The 18,551-nt window shown below is 46.3% G+C and carries 14 protein-coding genes, 1 tRNA gene and 1 other RNA gene; 5 read left to right on the forward strand and 11 right to left on the reverse strand.

Annotation, left to right across the window (positions count from 1 at the left end):
* Positions 1–170: 170 nt before the first annotated feature.
* Together GY683_RS03050 and GY683_RS03055 are read right to left on the reverse strand one after the other, a co-directional pair.
* On the reverse strand, positions 171–2,333 hold the full coding sequence (locus tag GY683_RS03050) for a malate synthase G (protein WP_297287343.1): 2,163 nt from the start codon (positions 2,331–2,333) through the stop codon (positions 171–173).
* Positions 2,334–2,425: 92 nt separating this feature from the next.
* Positions 2,426–4,027, reverse strand: coding sequence for an isocitrate lyase (locus GY683_RS03055; RefSeq protein ID WP_297287357.1), 1,602 nt, complete (start codon positions 4,025–4,027; stop codon positions 2,426–2,428).
* 439 nt (positions 4,028–4,466) lie between these two features.
* Between GY683_RS03055 and GY683_RS03060 the strand changes: the two genes are divergently transcribed.
* From GY683_RS03060 to GY683_RS03070, 3 genes are all read left to right on the forward strand, one after another.
* Positions 4,467–4,919: a chorismate lyase gene (locus tag GY683_RS03060; protein ID WP_297287344.1), complete on the forward strand. Its 453-nt coding sequence runs from the start codon at positions 4,467–4,469 to the stop codon at positions 4,917–4,919.
* A gap of 179 nt (positions 4,920–5,098) precedes the next feature.
* Positions 5,099–6,481 (forward strand): serine hydroxymethyltransferase, encoded by a 1,383-nt coding sequence (gene glyA, locus GY683_RS03065; protein WP_297287345.1) that lies wholly within the window; start codon positions 5,099–5,101, stop codon positions 6,479–6,481.
* A gap of 236 nt (positions 6,482–6,717) precedes the next feature.
* The gene (locus GY683_RS03070; protein ID WP_297287346.1) at positions 6,718–7,248 is read left to right on the forward strand and encodes a lipocalin family protein; all 531 of its coding nucleotides are present in this window, start codon (positions 6,718–6,720) and stop codon (positions 7,246–7,248) included.
* Positions 7,249–7,317: 69 nt separating this feature from the next.
* On the opposite strand, the gene GY683_RS03075 is transcribed toward GY683_RS03070, so the two are convergent.
* Complete coding sequence (locus GY683_RS03075; protein ID WP_297287358.1) at positions 7,318–9,363, reverse strand: FAD-dependent oxidoreductase; 2,046 nt, start codon at positions 9,361–9,363, stop codon at positions 7,318–7,320.
* Between the two features lie 306 nt (positions 9,364–9,669).
* On the opposite strand from GY683_RS03075, the gene GY683_RS03080 reads away from it, so the two are divergent.
* On the forward strand, positions 9,670–10,020 hold the full coding sequence (locus GY683_RS03080) for a sulfur transferase domain-containing protein (RefSeq protein WP_297287347.1): 351 nt from the start codon (positions 9,670–9,672) through the stop codon (positions 10,018–10,020).
* An 86-nt stretch (positions 10,021–10,106) separates the two neighbouring features.
* Positions 10,107–10,898 (forward strand): type I methionyl aminopeptidase, encoded by a 792-nt coding sequence (map, locus tag GY683_RS03085; protein ID WP_297287348.1) that lies wholly within the window; start codon positions 10,107–10,109, stop codon positions 10,896–10,898.
* Positions 10,899–10,952: 54 nt separating this feature from the next.
* Here the strand turns inward: map and GY683_RS03090 are convergent, their stop codons facing one another.
* The 8 genes from GY683_RS03090 to glnD all read right to left on the reverse strand — a co-directional run bounded on the left by GY683_RS03090 (position 10,953) and on the right by glnD (position 18,502).
* Entirely contained in the window at positions 10,953–11,552 is a 600-nt protein-coding gene (locus GY683_RS03090) for a bifunctional 2-polyprenyl-6-hydroxyphenol methylase/3-demethylubiquinol 3-O-methyltransferase UbiG (protein ID WP_297287349.1), read from the reverse strand.
* Complete coding sequence (locus GY683_RS03095) at positions 11,552–12,625, reverse strand: HNH endonuclease domain-containing protein (protein WP_297287350.1); 1,074 nt, start codon at positions 12,623–12,625, stop codon at positions 11,552–11,554. Before GY683_RS03095 ends, GY683_RS03090 begins: the two co-directional genes overlap by 1 nt.
* 80 nt (positions 12,626–12,705) lie before the next feature.
* Positions 12,706–13,347, reverse strand: coding sequence for a HEPN domain-containing protein (locus GY683_RS03100; RefSeq protein ID WP_297287351.1), 642 nt, complete (start codon positions 13,345–13,347; stop codon positions 12,706–12,708).
* 316 nt (positions 13,348–13,663) lie between these two features.
* Positions 13,664–13,754, reverse strand: a tRNA-Ser gene (locus GY683_RS03105).
* Positions 13,755–13,807: 53 nt separating this feature from the next.
* On the reverse strand, positions 13,808–14,428 hold the full coding sequence (locus GY683_RS03110) for a DedA family protein (protein ID WP_297287352.1): 621 nt from the start codon (positions 14,426–14,428) through the stop codon (positions 13,808–13,810).
* A gap of 69 nt (positions 14,429–14,497) precedes the next feature.
* Positions 14,498–14,856: a transfer-messenger RNA gene (gene ssrA / locus GY683_RS03115) on the reverse strand.
* Positions 14,857–14,938: 82 nt separating this feature from the next.
* A complete protein-coding gene (locus GY683_RS03120; RefSeq protein WP_297287353.1) occupies positions 14,939–15,712 on the reverse strand; it encodes a WG repeat-containing protein in 774 nt (257 codons plus the stop codon).
* Positions 15,713–15,751: 39 nt separating this feature from the next.
* Positions 15,752–18,502: a [protein-PII] uridylyltransferase gene (gene glnD / locus GY683_RS03125; protein ID WP_297287354.1), complete on the reverse strand. Its 2,751-nt coding sequence runs from the start codon at positions 18,500–18,502 to the stop codon at positions 15,752–15,754.
* Positions 18,503–18,551 lie beyond the last annotated feature (49 nt).

Below are 18,551 nucleotides of genomic sequence, written 5' to 3' on the forward strand. Positions count from 1 at the left end.
CACCTATCATGTGGGTAGTACCAGTGGTAGGGTGCGTACCACGCACCTTTTAAGTGAAAAATCTTATTGGTGCGTACTACGCACCCTACTGTCTGTGGCAGCTATCATTTACCAAAAAACCCAAAAACCCCAAACTAATTTGGGGTTTTTGTTTAAGCATTATCAGCCTATCAATCGCCTTGATAGCCTTTTAGTTTTAATCGTGCTTGATGCAGCAGTGGCTCAGTGTAGCCAGACGGCTGAGTCGCGCCTTTGAAGATTAAATCAGCAGCAGCATTAAAGGCGATGTTATTATCAAAATCATCTGCCATCGGACGATACGCAGGATCGCTTGCGTTTTGCTCATCCACAACTTTCGCCATGCGTTTTAGCACTTCCATCACCTCATCAGATGTTACGACACCGTGAGCCAACCAGTTGGCAACGTGCTGCGATGAGATACGCAAGGTCGCGCGGTCTTCCATCAGACCAACGTCATTGATGTCAGGCACTTTTGAACAGCCCACACCCAAATCAACCCAGCGAACAACGTAGCCCAAGATGCCTTGGCAGTTGTTCTCAAGTTCACGACGCTTCTCGTCTGCTGTCCAGTTCGTATCGGTGGCAAGTGGAATGGTCAGAAGATCATCTAGGCTTGGCGTGGCAAGCTTGGCAAGCTCTTCTTGACGATTCATAACATTACACTGATGGTAATGGATAGCATGGATTACCGCACCGCTAGGTGATGGTACCCAAGCACAGTTCGCGCCAGCTTGTGGGTGTTCAATCTTAGCGCGGTACATGTCAGCCAGTTCGTCAGGTTTTGGCCACATGCCTTTACCGATTTGCGCCTTGCCACGAAGTCCTGCTTTTAGACCGATAGACACGTTGCGCTCTTCGTATGCACCGAACCAAGTTTGACCTTTCACATCGCCTTTACGTACGAATGCACCTGCATGCATGGCAGTGTGAATCTCATCACCCGTTCTATCCATGAAGCCTGTGTTAATAAAGATGGTGCGTTCTTTGGCTTTTTCGATACAGTTTTTAAGGTTGGCAGAAGTTCTACGCTCTTCGTCCATAATGCCCATTTTTAGGCTGTTCTTAGGCAGACCGATCGCTTGTTCGGCACGCTCGAACAGCTCTACTGCGAATGCCACTTCGTCAGAGCCATGCATTTTTGGCTTCACGATGTACATGGAACCTGTACGAGAGTTACGCAGCGTGTTCTCACCGCGGATGTCCACTGCGGTCAGCATTGGCGTGACAAGCGCATCCATGATGCCCTCAAAAATCTCTTCGCCATTCACCAAAATCGCAGGGTTCGTCATCAGATGACCCACGTTACGAAGCAACATGACCGAACGACCATGTAGCGTTTGGGTATTGCCCGCCAGATCAGTATAAGTGCGATCAGCGTTTAGTGTACGAGTGATGGTTTTGCCATTTTTTTCTAGCGTTTCAGATAGATCACCCTTCATTAGACCTAGCCAGTTGCGATAGCCTTCTACTTTCTCTTCAGCATCGACAGCGGCAACTGAGTCTTCTAAGTCCTGAATCGTGGTAACGGCTGATTCTAGAACGACATCCTTAACACCTGCTTTGTCGTCTTTACCGATCGGGCTATTTGGATCGATTTGGATGATGACGTGTAGGCCGTTATTTTTTAGGATAATTTCGGTTGGCTTGTCAGTCGCGCCATTAAAACCAGCAAGTTTATTGTCTTTTAATGTGGTCTCGGTATCGCCTAATGATACTGATAGCTGACCATCTTTGATGGTGTAAGCGGTCGCATCTGCGTGTGAGCCGCTTTGTAGTGGGAATGTCTCATCTAGGAAATTCTTAGCGAATTCAACGACTTTGGCGCCGCGCACAGGGTTGTAGCCTTTGCCTTTTTCTGCACCATTTTCTTCTGAGATCACGTCAAAACCATACAGAGCATCATACAAGCTGCCCCAACGAGCGTTAGCGGCGTTCAGTGCATAACGCGCGTTACGCACAGGCACAACAAGCTGAGCGCCTGCGATGGTCGCAATCTCATCATCGACATTCTGCGTGGTGATCTCAAAGTCAGCAACTTCAGGCTCAAGATAACCAATCTCAGTCAAGAAATTCTTATAGGCACCAAGCTCATAGGCATTGTTCTTGTGCCAGTCATCGATCTTGGCTTGTAGCTCTTCACGGCGAGCAAGTAGTGCTTTGTTTTTTGGGGTTAGGTCAAGAACAACTTGTTCAAAGTTTTTCCAATAAGTGTCGCTGTCAAGCTTAGCAGCTGGCAAAGCCTCATTCTCAATAAAATCAAATAAAATCTTATCGATGGCAAGAGCGCCTTTGGTAATACGAGTAGTAGCCATAATTTTATCCTTAAAATCAAAATTTAAACAAAAACGGTGTTCTACCTTGACAGCAGAACACCGTTTGGATTAGTCATTTAGACAGCGAATGATTAGCCGCCAAATTGGCTCATGGTGTTCTTGCTCGCATCGCCAGCTTTAAGAGCATTCCCACCAGAGAAGATCTCTTTGTGGTCGTCGCCCATGTCAGAACCAGCCATTGCTTGGTGTTTCACGCAAGCGATACCGCCGCGGATTTCTTTACGTTGTACGCCTGCTACGTATGCCAACATGCCTTCATCACCGAAGTAACCTTGTGCTAGCTCGTGAGTAGATAGAGCTGCAGTGTGGTAAGTTGGTAGTGTGATTAGGTGGTGGAATACACCTGCTTCACGAGCTGCGTCTGCTTGGAAAGTACGGATTTTTTCGTCAGCGTCACGAGCTAACTCTGAATCGTCGTACTGTGCGTCCATTAGCTTAGCACGGTCGTAGCCTGATACATCTTTACCTTCAGCAACCCAGCGATCGTACGCTTGTTGACGGAAATTGATGGTCCAGTTGAATGATGGTGAGTTGTTGTACACCAATTTTGCATCTGGAACTTGTTTTTTGATGTCGTTTACGAAGCTTGCGATACCCGCTACGTCTGGCGTTGGAGTTTCGATCCAGATCATGTCAGCGCCGTTTTGTAGCGAAGTTACGCAGTCAAGTACAACGCGGTCGTGCTGAGTACCTTCGCGGAACTGATATAGACCAGAGGCTAGGCGAGTTGGGCGGTGTAGCTTGCCGTCACGCTTGATTAGGATTTCGTCTTCTTTCGCATCAGCGATGTCGATTTCAGTAGTTTCTAGGTAGCTGATGTACTTAGAAGCTAGGTCGCCTGGCTCACGAGATACTGGGATTTTTTGAGTTAGGTCAGCACCTTCTGAGTCAGTACGTGCTACGATAACACCTTCGTCAACGCCTAGTTCTAGGAACGCGTAACGTACTGCGTTGATCTTAGCTAGGAAGTCTTCGTGTGGCACAGTTACTTTACCAGCTTGGTGACCACACTGCTTAGCGTCAGATACTTGGTTTTCGATTTGGATTGCACATGCACCCGCTTCGATCATTTGCTTGGTTAGTAGGTAAGTCGCTTCTTCGTTACCAAAACCTGCGTCGATGTCAGCGATGATTGGTACAACGTGAGTTTCGAAGTTGTCGATTTGGCTTTCGATTTCTTTAACTTTTGCGCTGTCACCAGCTTCTTCAGCTTTTTGAAGTGCGCGGAATAGATCGTTTAGTTCTTTTGCGTCAGCTTGACGTAGGAAAGTGTAGATCTCTTCGATTAGCTTAGGAACAGCGGTTTTTTCGTGCATAGATTGGTCAGGTAGTGGACCGAATTCTGAACGAAGTGCAGCAACCATCCAGCCTGATAGGTAGATGTAACGCTTGTTAGTAGTGCCGAAGTATTTTTTGTTAGCAATCATTTTTTGCTGAGCGATGAAACCGTGCCAGCAGCCTAGTGATTGAGTGTATTTGCTGTTGTCAGCATCGTACTCTGCCATGTCTTTACGCATGATGGCAGCAGTGTATTTAGCAATGTCAAGACCTGTTTTGAAGCGGTTTTGAACAATCATACGAGCAGCGTCTTCTGGACGGATAGCGTCCCAAGTGCCACCCAATTTTTCTTTAACACTGCGAACGTGTTCTAAAGCTGATTGATAAGTCATGATAGTCTCCTAGATTCCATGGTGGATTGTCATCAGTACAGCGCCCGCTGCACTAACCAAATCACTGCCTATACCGATGGGTAATTAGTTGCCTGCGATTCTTGAGATACAGAATACCCAAAAGTTTTGCGTTTATCCAATAGGCGACCATAATGTTCGGTATTTTAAAAATAAATGATAGACCAATTTTCATTACATCAAATGATGATTATTCAATCATATTTTTGTCTAACTGCCTGAAAATTAATAATATTTATAAAAATTTCTCATGTGTCAGTTATATGAAATCCCACAAAAGCCACCAAAATATTCCCCAAAAATTTTAAGAAATTAACTTCAAATTAACCCAATTTTGTAACAATTTATCTTAAAAAATCGCTATTTCTGCCAAAAAATCCACTTTTATGCTAGAATTTTGGCATATTTTTGATCTGTTTTATAAATGAATCCGCCAGATTATTTGATGCCTTATTTGACCGCTAAAGGTTCATTGACCGCCCTGCTAGAAGCAAGGTCAGGGCAGTCTTTGCGTGTGCAAGTCATCAAAGAAGGCTATCAAGCCATTGATTTATATCATAAAAATCTACTAAACCTCCCTTCTCACCGCCCCGCCTTGGCTTGGGTGCGCGAAGTGCTGTTATTCGGCAGCGACAAATCTGCATGGGTGCGCGCCAAGAGCGTCTTTCCTGTGGGTAGCCTGACAGGTGATGCTAAGCGCCTGCGCCACCTAAAGCGTACCCCCATCGGCTATGTGATGTTCAAAAAGAACCGCAAACTACCCTATGATCGGCATATTTTTTGCCATGATGGGCAATATGGTCGGGCAACCGTCTATGACTGGCATGGTCGAAAGCTATTAATCGAAGAGCGTTTTTTGGACGCATTTCATCAATAAAAACACAAAGCCCATTTATTACTTGCCAATGTACAATCTTATGATGCTGATATCGCCAATACGGCGTGAATTTTATCGCCAGATTGATACCCAAAAGCAGTAAACGGCTGTGTTATTTCTGGCAAATTATGATACACTAATGGGGATTTTTTATTCCCCACACTTTAAAAGGTATATCCATGTTTAAAGACATCTCGCTACACGCTTACGACCCAGAACTTGCCGCTGCCATCGATGCTGAAAGTCAGCGCCAAGAAGATCACATTGAGCTGATCGCATCAGAAAACTACTGCTCTCCTGCCGTTATGGAAGCTCAAGGTTCATCACTGACCAACAAATACGCCGAAGGCTACCCAGGCAAGCGCTACTACGGCGGATGTGAACACGTGGACGTGATCGAGCAGATCGCCATCGACCGCGCCAAAGAGCTGTTCGGTGCAGACTACGCGAACGTACAGCCTCACGCAGGCTCTAGCGCGAACGCTGCGGTATATCTTGCGCTACTAGAAGCAGGCGATACCGTTCTTGGCATGAGCCTTGCTCACGGTGGTCACCTAACTCACGGTGCCAGCGTCTCATTCTCAGGCAAGACCTATAACGCGGTACATTACGGCATCGATGATAATGGCTTGATCGATTATGATGAAGTAGCACGCCTGGCTCGTGAGCATAAGCCAAAGATGATCATCGCAGGCTTCTCAGCTTATTCGCAAGTCATGGATTGGCAAAAATTCCGCGACATCGCAGACGAAGTGGGCGCATACCTATTCGTTGACATGGCGCACGTGGCAGGTCTGGTAGCCGCTGGTGTGTATCCAAGCCCTGTTCAAATCGCTGACGTTACCACCACCACAACTCATAAGACCCTACGTGGTCCACGCTCAGGTCTGATCCTAGCCAAAGCCAACGAAGAAATCGAAAAGAAACTAAACTCAGCGGTATTCCCTGGCTCACAAGGCGGGCCGCTCATGCACGCCATCGCCGCAAAAGCTGTCTGCTTTAAAGAAGCGATGTCACCAGAGTTCAAAGAATACCAACAACAAGTCGTCAAAAACGCACAGGCTATGGCACAGACCATCATCGATCGCGGCTATGACGTGGTATCAGGCGGCACCCAAAACCACCTAATGCTGATCAGCCTAATCAAGCAAGGCATCACAGGTAAAGAAGCGGATAAATGGCTTGGCGACGCTCACATCACCGTGAACAAAAACTCTGTACCAAACGATCCTAAATCACCATTCGTGACCTCAGGTATCCGTCTAGGCACGCCTGCTGTTACTTCGCGCGGCTTCAAAGAAGCTGAGTGCGTTGAGCTGGCAGGCTGGATCTGTGACATCCTAGATGCCAAAGGCGACGAGAAAGTATTGGCAGAAGTTCGTGAAAAAGTTGCAGAAGTATGTAAACGCCTACCTGTATACCAAAAATCAAAAACCAAAGAGCTGTTCACCAAAATCAGCTCAATGATCGACGAGCAAGCCGATCATGAATTCGTACACACCGCCAAAGAAAAATTCGGCGACCTATACGAAAAAGCTATGCAAAAAATCAACAAGGCTTAATCACTAAGCTCAATCCAAAAAAGCCATACCGAATCCGGTGTGGCTTTTTTATTGGGTTTAGCTAATAATCCGAAAGATTAGGCACATACGGATACAAATTCTGCACATCTTTTTTGGCGGTGATGCGGTACATTAGAAGTGAGCGATCTTTGATGAATTGCTCGGATGTCGTTTAATATAAATCAGAACAAAACCTATTGCCAATCATTCCACCCAACACCACACAAGGACATATCATGAAAAAATATCTTCTCGCCACCACCCTAGCATTCGGCAGCATCGTTCACGCCGCACCCACCACCGTGCCGCAGGTGGATTTGAACAGCTATCTTGGCACATGGTATGAGATTGGACGATTGCCAATGTCATTTCAAAATAAATGCGCCTCTGACGTCAAAGCCACCTATACCCTAAAATCCAACGGCAAAATCAGCGTCAAAAACGAATGTAAAACTCAATCAGGTAAAATGACTGACGTGACCGGCGAAGCTTATGCCACCGATCAGACCAACAGCAAATTAAAGGTGTCATTTTTGCCGTCTATCCTAAAGAAACTCCCCTTTGGACAGGCTGACTACTGGGTGCTGGCATTGGGCGAAAAACAAAACGGCAAATACCAATCAGCACTCGTCGGCACGCCAAATAATAAATACCTATGGATCTTATCACGAGACAAGACCTTAGATTCTGCCACCTATGATCGCTATCTTGGCATCGCCAAACAAAACGGCTACGATCTGGCTAATTTCACCAAAACCAAGCAATAGCAACCTATTAACGGATAAAAATAAGCCCATCATCGGGCTTATTTTGTGGTTATTCTATCCAAACACCAATCACACCAAAAGACCAATTTCAAAGCCTTCTTTGATGGCGCGCTTGGCATCTAGGCGTTCAGATTTTTTGGCGCCGCCAATGGCATGATACTGGGCGCGTGGCGCTTCGCCAACGTTCGGCATGAGCTCATTGACGGATTCTTGTCCGATACAGACCACGACCGTATCCACACGCAGCAGCTGCGACTGACCACCCACCGCGATCCACAGCCCCTCATCACTAATACTCTCATAAGATGCGCCGCTAATCTGCTTCACGCCAGCTTGTCTGATGGCAGCCTTATGCACCCAGCCTGTTGTCTTATTTAGGCTCTTACCAAGCTTGCCCTCACTGCGCTGCAACAGATATACTTGGCGATGCGGCCTAGCGTGGATTGGCGTAACCAATGCGCCCTTGGTGGTGTAATTGGCATCACCATCCACGCCCCACTGCCGAAAGAATGCATCAGCCGACTGCGCATCAGGGCGATAATCCCGTGAATTGACCTCGCTCGATACATCAGAGCCATGCACCAAGAATTCCGCCACATCAAAGCCAATACCGCCTGCGCCCAGCACCGCCACGCGCTCGCCTGCCTGCTTAGCCCCTGATAACAGCTCGCCATAGCTGATGACTTGTGGCAGTGTCACCCCATCAATGTTCAGCGCACGTGGCACCACGCCTGTCGCCACGATGACATCATCGAACGCCATCTCATCGAGCATCTGACGCGTTACGGGTGTATTTAGGTGCACGTCCACCCGATGTAATGCCAGCTGCTCATGAAAATAACGAATCGTCTCAAAGAACTCTTCTTTACCCGGGATTACCTTAGCATAATTAAACTGACCGCCCAGCACTTCCTTTGCCTCGAACAGCACGACATGATGCCCACGACGCGCTGCCGTAAGCGCTGCGGTCATGCCTGCCACCCCACCACCGACGACCGCGACACGCTTGGGTTTTTTGGCGGGTTTGATGTCGTATTCGGTCTCATGGCATGCCAAAGGATTCACCAGGCAGCTTGCTCGCTTATTCTCAAAGGTATGATCAAGACAGGCTTGATTACAGCCGATGCAGGTATTAATCAGATGCGCCTTGCCCTGCTTAGCTTTCTCCACCCAATCACTATCCGCCAAGAATGGTCGCGCCATCTGCACCATGTCCGCTTGCCCCGTCGCCAAAATCTCTTCAGCGGTATCAGGCATGTTAATTCGGTTGGCAGCGATGACAGGGATGCTCACCGCATCCTTAATCGTCTTGGTGAATCTGACAAAGCTTGCGCGCGGTACAGAGGTGACGATGGTCGGTACACGTGCCTCATGCCAGCCGATGCCTGTATTAATCAAGGTCACGCCTGCCTGCTCAAGCCATCTGGCGACAGTCACCACCTCATCCATCACCGCGCCATCTTCGACGAATTCTGCCATCGACAGCCGAAAGCTGATGATAAATTCATCGCCCACCGCCTGACGTATCGCCTTGACGATATCGATGGCAAATCTCGCGCGATTCTCTAGGCTGCCGCCATATTCGTCAGTTCGGTGGTTCGTTCGACTTGATAAGAATTGATTGATCAGATACCCTTCTGAGCCCATCACCTCTACGCCATCGTAGCCGGCTTTTTTTGCCAACTCTGCCGTATGAGCGAAGTCTTCTATCGTCGCCTGAATGTTCTTAAGGCTCATCTGTCGCGGCTTGAATGGCGAGATGGGCGATTTGATCGCGCTGGGCGCCACCACAAAAGGATGATAACCATAACGTCCCGAATGCAGAATCTGTAGCAGAATCTTCGCGCCATGCTTATGCACTGCACGCGTAACCCGAGCATGATTGACAATATCAGCGCTGCGGTTTAGTGTGCCGCCCAGAGGTGTCAGCCAGCCTTCGCGGTTGGGTGAGATGCCACCTGTGACCATGAGCCCCACACCGCCCCGAGCGCGCGCCTCAAAGTACGCCGCCAGTTTACCATAATGATAAAATCTGTCCTCAAGACCGGTATGAATTGACCCCATGACCACGCGGTTCTTTAGGCGTGTAAACCCAAGATCCAGCGGTTCAAACATATGCGGATAAGGCGTGTCATACTCTGGTGTCTGCGGTGTTTTTTTGAATTTATCACTGACGGTTTTGGCGGTTTGCGTCAAGCGCTCTTTAAAAAACGTCTTCATCCTAATTCCTTATAAGCTTGCGATGGCTTGTTGTTTTTTAATTTTATCATAAGCCTTGATATGGGGTTTAACATTTTTGACATCTTGACTGCATGGTCATTGATGCGCCAAAACCTTATATTTGACCAATTAAATTTGCCAAAAGTACAAAAACCGAGTAAGCTAGTCACACCATATATTCAATATTTTAAGGATTCATCCATGCACGACGTCGCTCCCGAATTTCTCATCACACTATCAGGTCAAATCACCCCTGCTGATGTGGCGGAGCTTGCCAAACAAGGCGTAAAGACCATCGTTAATAATCGCCCCGATGGCGAAGAGCCAGGTCAGCCGACCTCAGATGAGATCAAAGCTGCCTGCACTGAACACGGCATCATCTATAAGCAAATCGCCTTCTCATCAGGCATGCTAGACATGAATCACGTTCAAGAATTTGCTGATTTTTATAATCAAACAGAGCGCCCATTGCACATCTTTTGCCGCACTGGCAACCGCTCAAGCGTGATTTTACAAGCCGCACGCGAACAAGATCTGCTTGATGAAGAATAAAAACCGTGCGAATTTGATTGATTTTTAGTAAAATAGGTGCCATTAATTGAGCACCTATTTTTATATAATCACAATGAAGGCATACCATGAGCAAGAATATTCCCATCCTAAACGCTGAAGACATCGAAAAAATGAAAATCGCAGGTCGCCTGGCGGCTGAAGTTCTAGAGATGCTCGATGAGCATGTTAAGGTTGGGGTTAGCACGGGCGAATTGGACGATCTGGCGCACAAATACATCACCGAAGTCCAAGATGCCACGCCCGCCAGCCTAAACTATCACGGCTTTCCAAAATCCATCTGCACCTCGATCAACCATGTCGTGTGCCACGGCATTCCCGACCATGAACGCCTACTAAAAGACGGTGACATCATCAACATCGACGTTACCGTCATCAAAGACGGCTATTATGGCGACACCTCTCGCATGTGGGTCGTGGGCGAAGGCTCTGTAATGGCAAATCGCATCTGCGACGTCGCCCAAAAAGCCTTATACGCTGGCATGAAAGTCGTCAAAGACGGCGCTTATCTTGGTGACATCGGTGCCGCCATCCAAGAAGTAGTCGAGCCTGAACGCTTTAGCATCGTGCGCGAATTCTGTGGGCACGGACTGGGCAAAGAATTCCACTGCGAACCGCAGGTACTACACTACGGCAAAAAAGGCACCGGCGTTCAACTAAAAACAGGCATGGCAATCACCATCGAGCCTATGATCAATCAAGGCGTATGGCAAACCAAAATCATGAAAGACGGCTGGACTGCCATCACTAAGGATCGTAAGCTCTCCGCCCAATGGGAGCACACGCTCATCGTTACCGATGATGGCTGCATCGTCACCACTCAGCGAGAAGGTGAAGATTTAAGCTTTCTAAACAGCTAACCACGACGTAAAAAGGACAGATGATGACTGTCCTTTTTTATTAAATCATTGCTTTTAAATGGCTCTACATAAAATAACATTGAGCCAAATCTCCTGCCTATCCACCCGATTATCTTTTGTCTGCCAAAGCCCAAGCATATCAACATTGTCTAGTTGATTCTCAATAATTTTCCAACGCTCTTCATTCAAATCGCAAAAAAACCTTCCTTCTTTGATGCGCTCGCTGTCTCCATATTTAAAAGATACATATAAAACCCCGCCTAACTGCAAGCATTCTACTATCTCGTTCAATAATTTCGGCAAATCACGGAATGGTGCATGAAGCAAAGAAGCACATGCCCAAATACCTGTAAATTTGTTTTGCCATGGCTGTTTTTTTATATCCTTAAAATTTAAAACATGCCAATCAACCACAGCATCCGATCCCTGTGCCAACTCAATGAGTTCTTGACTACCATCAATGGCAGTTACATCAAACCCCAGCCGCGCAAAATACACACTATCTCGCCCTGATCCACAACCAACATCTAGTATTATTTGCTCTCTCTTGGGCAGATGCTCAAAAAAACACTGATAAAGATTCTGCATATCAACATCAATGGTTTGATTGAAAAAATCTACGGCATTTGTTTGATAAAAATCCAATGTATCCATCAAAAAGCACTCAATCCTTGCTGTCTAGGCTCCCATGTATGAATTAAACGCTCTTTGGAAAATCGATAAGACTTGTTTAAAAAATATTTACGATCTTGCTCGTTTTTTCCTGTCTGCATCATCAGCGTCTCACGCAGAGGATGATGGCTGCTAATTAAATATTCATTACGTGTATGCAAACGCTCCAACAACTTTATGCTAGGTACTTTCTCAAATTTACCTTGCTCGCCACGATTGCACTGCGTACAGGACAATACCAAATTCCAAACACCATCTACGTTTACTTGACGACAGCAACCAGCTTCAGCCACTTGAGGCTTTAAGACATGAGGAAAAAAGTGATCAACATCTGCCAACATATCATCAAACGATGTTATGCTGATTTCTTTAAAACAATAGAAGCAACGACTTTTTTGGTAGCCGTTCAATGCACCTCGAGAACTGGTAATACTAATTCTGCGATGTTTATCATCAAAGGTAAATAACTGCTTAGTATCCTGATCAAATTCAACCCCAATTAAATTTCTATTAATATTTAATTCCCATGCTTTCTCAACGAGATTCCAGCGCGATTCCGTTTCTTGGGTTAGGTTTTTTGATAAAGTACCCTCGGTATAAAACAAGTCAAATAAATTATCCGTCAAACGAATACCTTTGTTAAATCTTCTTTCATCAATAAAAAACTCTTCATTAACAACATCAAAAAACCGCTCATTAACAGCTTTGGTATTAACTACATGAAAGGCATCAAGTACATATTTAAAGCCCTCTTTTGCTGTAATATTGACAAGTTGATCTTCGCTGATGATGCCGCTATTGAACTCCAAGCAGGCGTTAATGAATTTACCACTCTTAGCAGTGGATTGTTTTGGACTGTGTTTTAAATGTTCACACAAATGCATGGCATAAGGTAACGCCAAATCCTCAAGAGTTATCAAATCTGATTGGCGCTCTAAGCTAACATCAATCAAGCTTTTGGCAAGTGCAAATTTATAAGATGCCGTATTCTTGCCAAATAAAATAATCGCACGCCAATAATTTTCCAAGGTTGGTTCAACTTCAACAAAGCTCATGATTCATAGCCTTTTGCATAATTTTAGATCTTAACTTATTGCCTTGCAATTCATTGCACGCTTGTGTAAATAAATCAGATTTACTCCACCACAGGGTAGAATGGTTTGCCTAGGCTGTGGGCAGGATTATCCAAAATAATTTGGATAATGGCTGGAATGATGGCCAGTAGTATCTGACAGCCATCTTGTAGCTGCTTACGGTTGACTCTACTGTTGTACGTTGCACCTCCGTGCACGATTTGATTTCTCAATGTATAAAGCCTATCAAAGACAACAATAAGTATCGCGTGAGTATCTTTGTCCGCTAAGGCTTGGTAGGCTTTTTTGTTCGATTTATCAAAATCCTCAAGCCATGCCACCTCACTAATCTTACCATTATGATAATCCCAAAAAGGCTGAAAAACGTAACGGTTGTCTAGCATAACACGAATACTTTGAGGGAATTTTTGCCAGATGATTTGGTATATGCTATCCTTTAAATCCAATCTACAAATAAGATTTAAAAATTCCAAGAAATTGGTTCTGTCGGGGCTGCGCTCACTCATCTCCTTAGCATAGATGGCATTAAAGCTAATCCACAGACTGATGAATTGCATGTCTAAGTCATCTTGGGTCTCTTGTGATTTTTGTAGCCAACTTAGTGCGCGATGTAAGCGCAAATTAAGCTGATCAGGATATGTAGATTTGTTGTGAGTAAATTGGTGTTGTAGATCTTTTATCATGGATAATTCCACCTCTGTCCATTTGGTGATAGATTGCCATAACAGCAAATCAAGTGATATAAAAGTACAATCTATTAGTATATAGTTAAAACACCATGAACAGCAAGCAAGTTATTAGATGCAGGTGGGGATCGCCACATTCCGGGCGTATTTATGGCAAAATCACGCATGATTGTCGGATTTGATGGAGATCAAGAGTTATGAAATTCTGGGATTTAGAGGGATTTCAATAGTTTCTTATTAAAATATCGGTCGCTCTTAATAAATATCCGACCAATAAAATAACCCCCTTGATGATTCAAGGGGGTTATTAATCTGGCGGAGACGGAGGGATTCGAACCCTCGATACGCTATTAACGTATACACACTTTCCAGGCGTGCGCTTTCGACCACTCAGCCACGTCTCCAATCTTTCTATTATAACAAAATTTTCGGATTTTGTCCTAAATTTTATTCAAAATTATTTCTCGAAAAACACCTTTTTGACACGCATAACTATCACGATTGCCGCGATTGATAACACAACGATGGCCACGATTTTACTGATGGGTTCGATGAATGTAGCCACCGCTTCATAATTGGCACCCAGCACATAGCCAGCATACGCCAGCAGCGTCGTCCAGATTGCAGAACCTAAGGCGGTGAGCATCAAAAACGACAACATTGGCATGCGCGCCATGCCGGCAGGGATGGAGATGAGTGAGCGAATCGCAGGGATCATGCGCCCAAAGAAAATGACAGATTTGCCATATTTATCAAACCATTGCTGTGCGCTGGTGACATCTTCAGGCTTTATCAAAAAATATTTGCCATATTTCTCAGCAAGGCGATATAGGCGATTCTCATCCAAGATCGTACCCAAATAATACAAAGGCAGCGCACCTAGCACCGACCCCAACGTGCCTGCGAGGATAACAGCGATGAGATGCATCTGCCCCATGGCAGCAGCAAAGCCAGCAGCAGGCATGATAAGCTCACTGGGAATGGGTGGGAACACATTCTCCAAAAACATCATTAACGTCACGCCAAACAGACCCAACTTGTCCATCACGGCGAGCACCCACTGGCTGATCGTGTCCATAATACACCCGATAAATAAGAAAACCAGTCACCTAAGTGATTGGTTTTCTTGAAATTTTTATAGTAAAATTGGTGGAGATGGCGGGAGTTGAACCCGCGTCCGCCAGCACTACGCCCATGACTCTACACGCTTAGAGTCTGTCTTTGGCTTTAATCCGCACCGACCCGACAGTCAGGGTGGATTGGACGATTTGCTAAGAGTTTCGCACCTGTCATCGCAACGCTAACAGATGCTATCCTTTGTGCGTTCGCATCGGGGTGAGCAACCAGACCAAAGGCAATCTGTGCCGACCCAAGTAGCCCTTAGGCTGCTAGTGCGTAAGTTTCGTCGTTTGCGACTATTTTAAATGTATGTTGATTTACAAGAGGCATACGCTCTTGACGTGCATCATTAGGTTTCATCACCAGCGTCGAAGCCAGAACATCCCCTAGATAACAACATTGTAACAAATAACACCATCAACCGCAATGCATGCAATGTTATATTTTGTATCCATGTTTTGCTTGTTCATCAGTGGCGAAAGGCTACTTCTTTGCCGTTTTTGTCGATGTAATGCGCGTGGTCATCATGGATGACGTAGGCGATTCCCTCGATAAAGTTGGCAGGTGTGTCGTAGATGGCTTGGATGACCAGATCACCTCTGGGGTTGATGTAGCCATACTTATAGCCGTCGTCGCCTTTGATGCCAACGGATGCCAACCCCTCAGAGAAGTCTTCAGCGACATCATAAGTTGGTCCGATGACCTGCTGACCATTCTTATCGATAAAGCCCCATTTGCCATCTACTTTTATGCGCACCAGACCACCCTCGAACCAGTCGCCTGTATCGGTATAGATGGGCTTGATGACAACTTTACCTTTTTTGTCGATGAAGCCATATTTACCATTGCTTTCAATCTTGGCTCGACCTTCCCAAAACCCCCAAGCGCCAGTGAACTGCGGCTTAATGACGATTCTGCCCTTGGGATTGATGTAGCCGTATCGCTTGCCTTGCTTGATGAGTGCCATGCCATCATCGAAATTTTCCGCCATATCGAACATTGGCTCGATGATGATTTTGCCGTGGGTGTTGGCATAGCCATATTTGCCATCTTTGGTGACGACGGTTAGGTTTTCGTTGTATTGGCAGTCTTCGCTCTCTTTGGCGAAATGATAACCTTCTGGCAAGCTGATTCTGCTTTCACAAGAAACAAACTCTTCTGTTAGGTCGAAGGTTTTCGCGTCTTGGGCGATCGCAGCCGTGCAGCACAGCGCAACGAGACAAGGAATGTATGCTAACTTCATGATAAATTGAACAAAATAACCAAAAATCTAACTATTGTATCATGCCAAAGCTTCGATCACAGCAATTTTTAATGTATTTAATTTGTCAGCGCTTAGCGTTTGACCGTCTTTATCACTCAAATAAAACACGTCTTCGGCACGCTCTCCTAAGGTGGTGATGCGCGCGCCATGCACCTCGATGCCCAGACGGCTAAATATCAGCCCAAGGCGCGCCAATAACGCCGGTCTATCCTTGGTGATCAAGGACATCATGTGATGACCTGTGCGCGCCACCGAAGTCGCCTCGCTGAACTGCACCTGCGTGGGCACAGTGAAGTGCTTAAGCTGGCCATCTAGGGTGAAATTACGCGCAGAGATTTGGCTCTCACCGCTCTTTAAGGCGTGCATGAGCCTGGCGGTGAGTGTCTGCCGCCTGATGTCATTGGTCAAGATGTCATCACGTTCAGCACCTTGGATGGCGTAGCGATCGATGACGACATACGAGTCTAGCGCCGCAGGCTTGCCATCGATGTCAGCGGTCAAGATGGTCGCATCCAATACGGACAGCCCCATGTGATCAAGCACGCCCACAGTCGCGGCGAACAGGTCGTCTTGGTCGTAGGTGCAGATGAATAATTGCACAGCGTTCAGCGCAAGGTCGGAATGCGCGCGCAGAGCGATGACTGGCTTGTTATCAGCCAATGTGGACTTATTGGCGAGTATCTCAGAGGTCTGCCATGCGATGTCATGGTGTTTTTGCTTCAAGAAGAAATCATCACCAAAATCTTGCCATAGCGCATCGATGTCAGCAGGAGGGATAGCCGTGAGTAGCTGTTTGGCTTTATCCTTGCGATTGGCGATGACGGCATTCAAGTCAGCAGCAGATGCACCCAGACTAAGAACTCGGTGCGTGCTGATGTACAGCTGCTTTAAAAGGCTGGCGCGCCACGTATTCCACAGCTGGCTGTTCGTGGCGTTCATGTCAGCAACGGTGAGCACATACAGATGATTCAGATGTGCGATGGTACCTGTAAATTCAGCAAAGTTTGCGATGATTTCAGGGTCAAAAATATCTTGTTTTTGGGCGGTTAGCGACATGGTGAGATGTTCGCGCACAAGCCACGCCACAAACTCAACATCTTCATCATCCAGTCCATGTGCACGCCCAAATTCATACACGTCTTGCGCACCAAGCTGACTATGGTCTCCGCCCCGCCCTTTGGCGATGTCGTGGAATAGTGCCGCGATGACCAGCAAATCTTTGCGGTTGATTTTTTGATAGACTTCGCTGACTAAGTCGAATTTTTGACTGTATTCTGCATTCATGGTATCGCCAAAGCGGTGCAAAATACGGATCAGTAGCAGCGTATGCGCATCCACCGTATAACGATGAAATAGATCGTACTGCATCAGCCCCATGATCTGCCCAAAGGCTGGCAGATAATTTCCCAATATGCCATATCGCTTCATGATGCGTAAGCGATGATACAGGTAGTTATTTTCTTGTAAATTTGCCAAAAATAACGCACGATGCTTAAGGTTGGCCCGATAAGCATCGTCAATCAGATGGCTTGACAGATATAATGCGCGCAGGGTACTGGCGGCAATTTTTTTGATGCCGTGCTGACCCATGACCAAAAAAATGCGTAATAAATTTTCGGGTTTTTTGATAAAAATATCGTCGTCTTTGGCGAATATCTGAGCATCTTGGCGAGTGATTTTACCATCTCGAATCTGAACCTCTTCTGCCACGCCGTCCACATGCAGACTAGAATCGATGGGGGTTTCGTTCTGGATGATCTGCAGAAAATCCTCGTCGATCTCGACCGCTTCATATTCAGGCTCAAGATAACTTTCGTTATAGTAGGCGCACAGCATCTCAGACAGCGCCGCAACCTGCATCGCGTGACGATAATAGGTGCGCATCATCGCTTCAAGTGCGGCGGTAAGCGTGTCTGCATCAGCATCATCTTGTATTAGGTGCAGGCGTTTGGCGATGTTTTTTTGATGATCAAACAGCAGCCTATCCTCGCAGCGACCTGTTAGTGCGTGCAGATGGTGACGAATACACCATAGGAATTTTTTGGCATTTTGTAGGGCGTTTAGCTCATCCTGACTCAAAAATCCCACACCTGATAAATCACCAAACTCTTTGACATCATCAAAATAAAACTTAGCCAGCCACACCAAAATGTGCAAGTCTCTTAATGTTCCTGGGGCGGATTTGATGTTTGGCTCTAAGTTGTATTCGGTGGCGTTATGACTAAGGTAGCGCGCCTTCGATTCTCCAGTTTTGGCGATAAAAAACGCCTTAGCACTCCATGCGTTTTTTACCGATTCGGTTGGAATATGGCGAAGTGCGTCGTTGCCTGCGATCAGGCGCGCCTCCAAAAGCGCAGTCGCAACCGTATGATCGGTCACAGCAATCGCCGTATCTGCCACATCGCGCACGCTGATGGCGGGGGTGATGCCGATGTCCCATAGAGTTGCCACGAACTGCTCAATGTCTTTGGTGTGTGAATTAAGGTCATCAGCAAGAATCAGAATATCAACATCAGAGCATAGGAAAAGCTCACCACGACCATATCCACCGATGGCAAATAGCCCAAGCTCATCAGACAACATCTCATCAAAAATACGAGCAAGCACCCGATCCATCGCCTGCGTTCTCAGTGCAACATAATCCTCAATCACATCAAGCGCGCCTAATCCCAAATCTGTGATACGACGATCAATCTGAGCATTTAATTCAGTCAGATAGCCTTTATAGGAGATGGGGTCAAAAGATGGCAAGGGAGGTAGATTTATCATAGTATTTGGCATAAGCTTGGTGATTGATGTGAAGGGTTACAATCTTCAG

The sequence above is a fragment of the Moraxella sp. genome (genome assembly GCF_024227015.1).
Taxonomy (GTDB): domain Bacteria; phylum Pseudomonadota; class Gammaproteobacteria; order Pseudomonadales; family Moraxellaceae; genus Moraxella.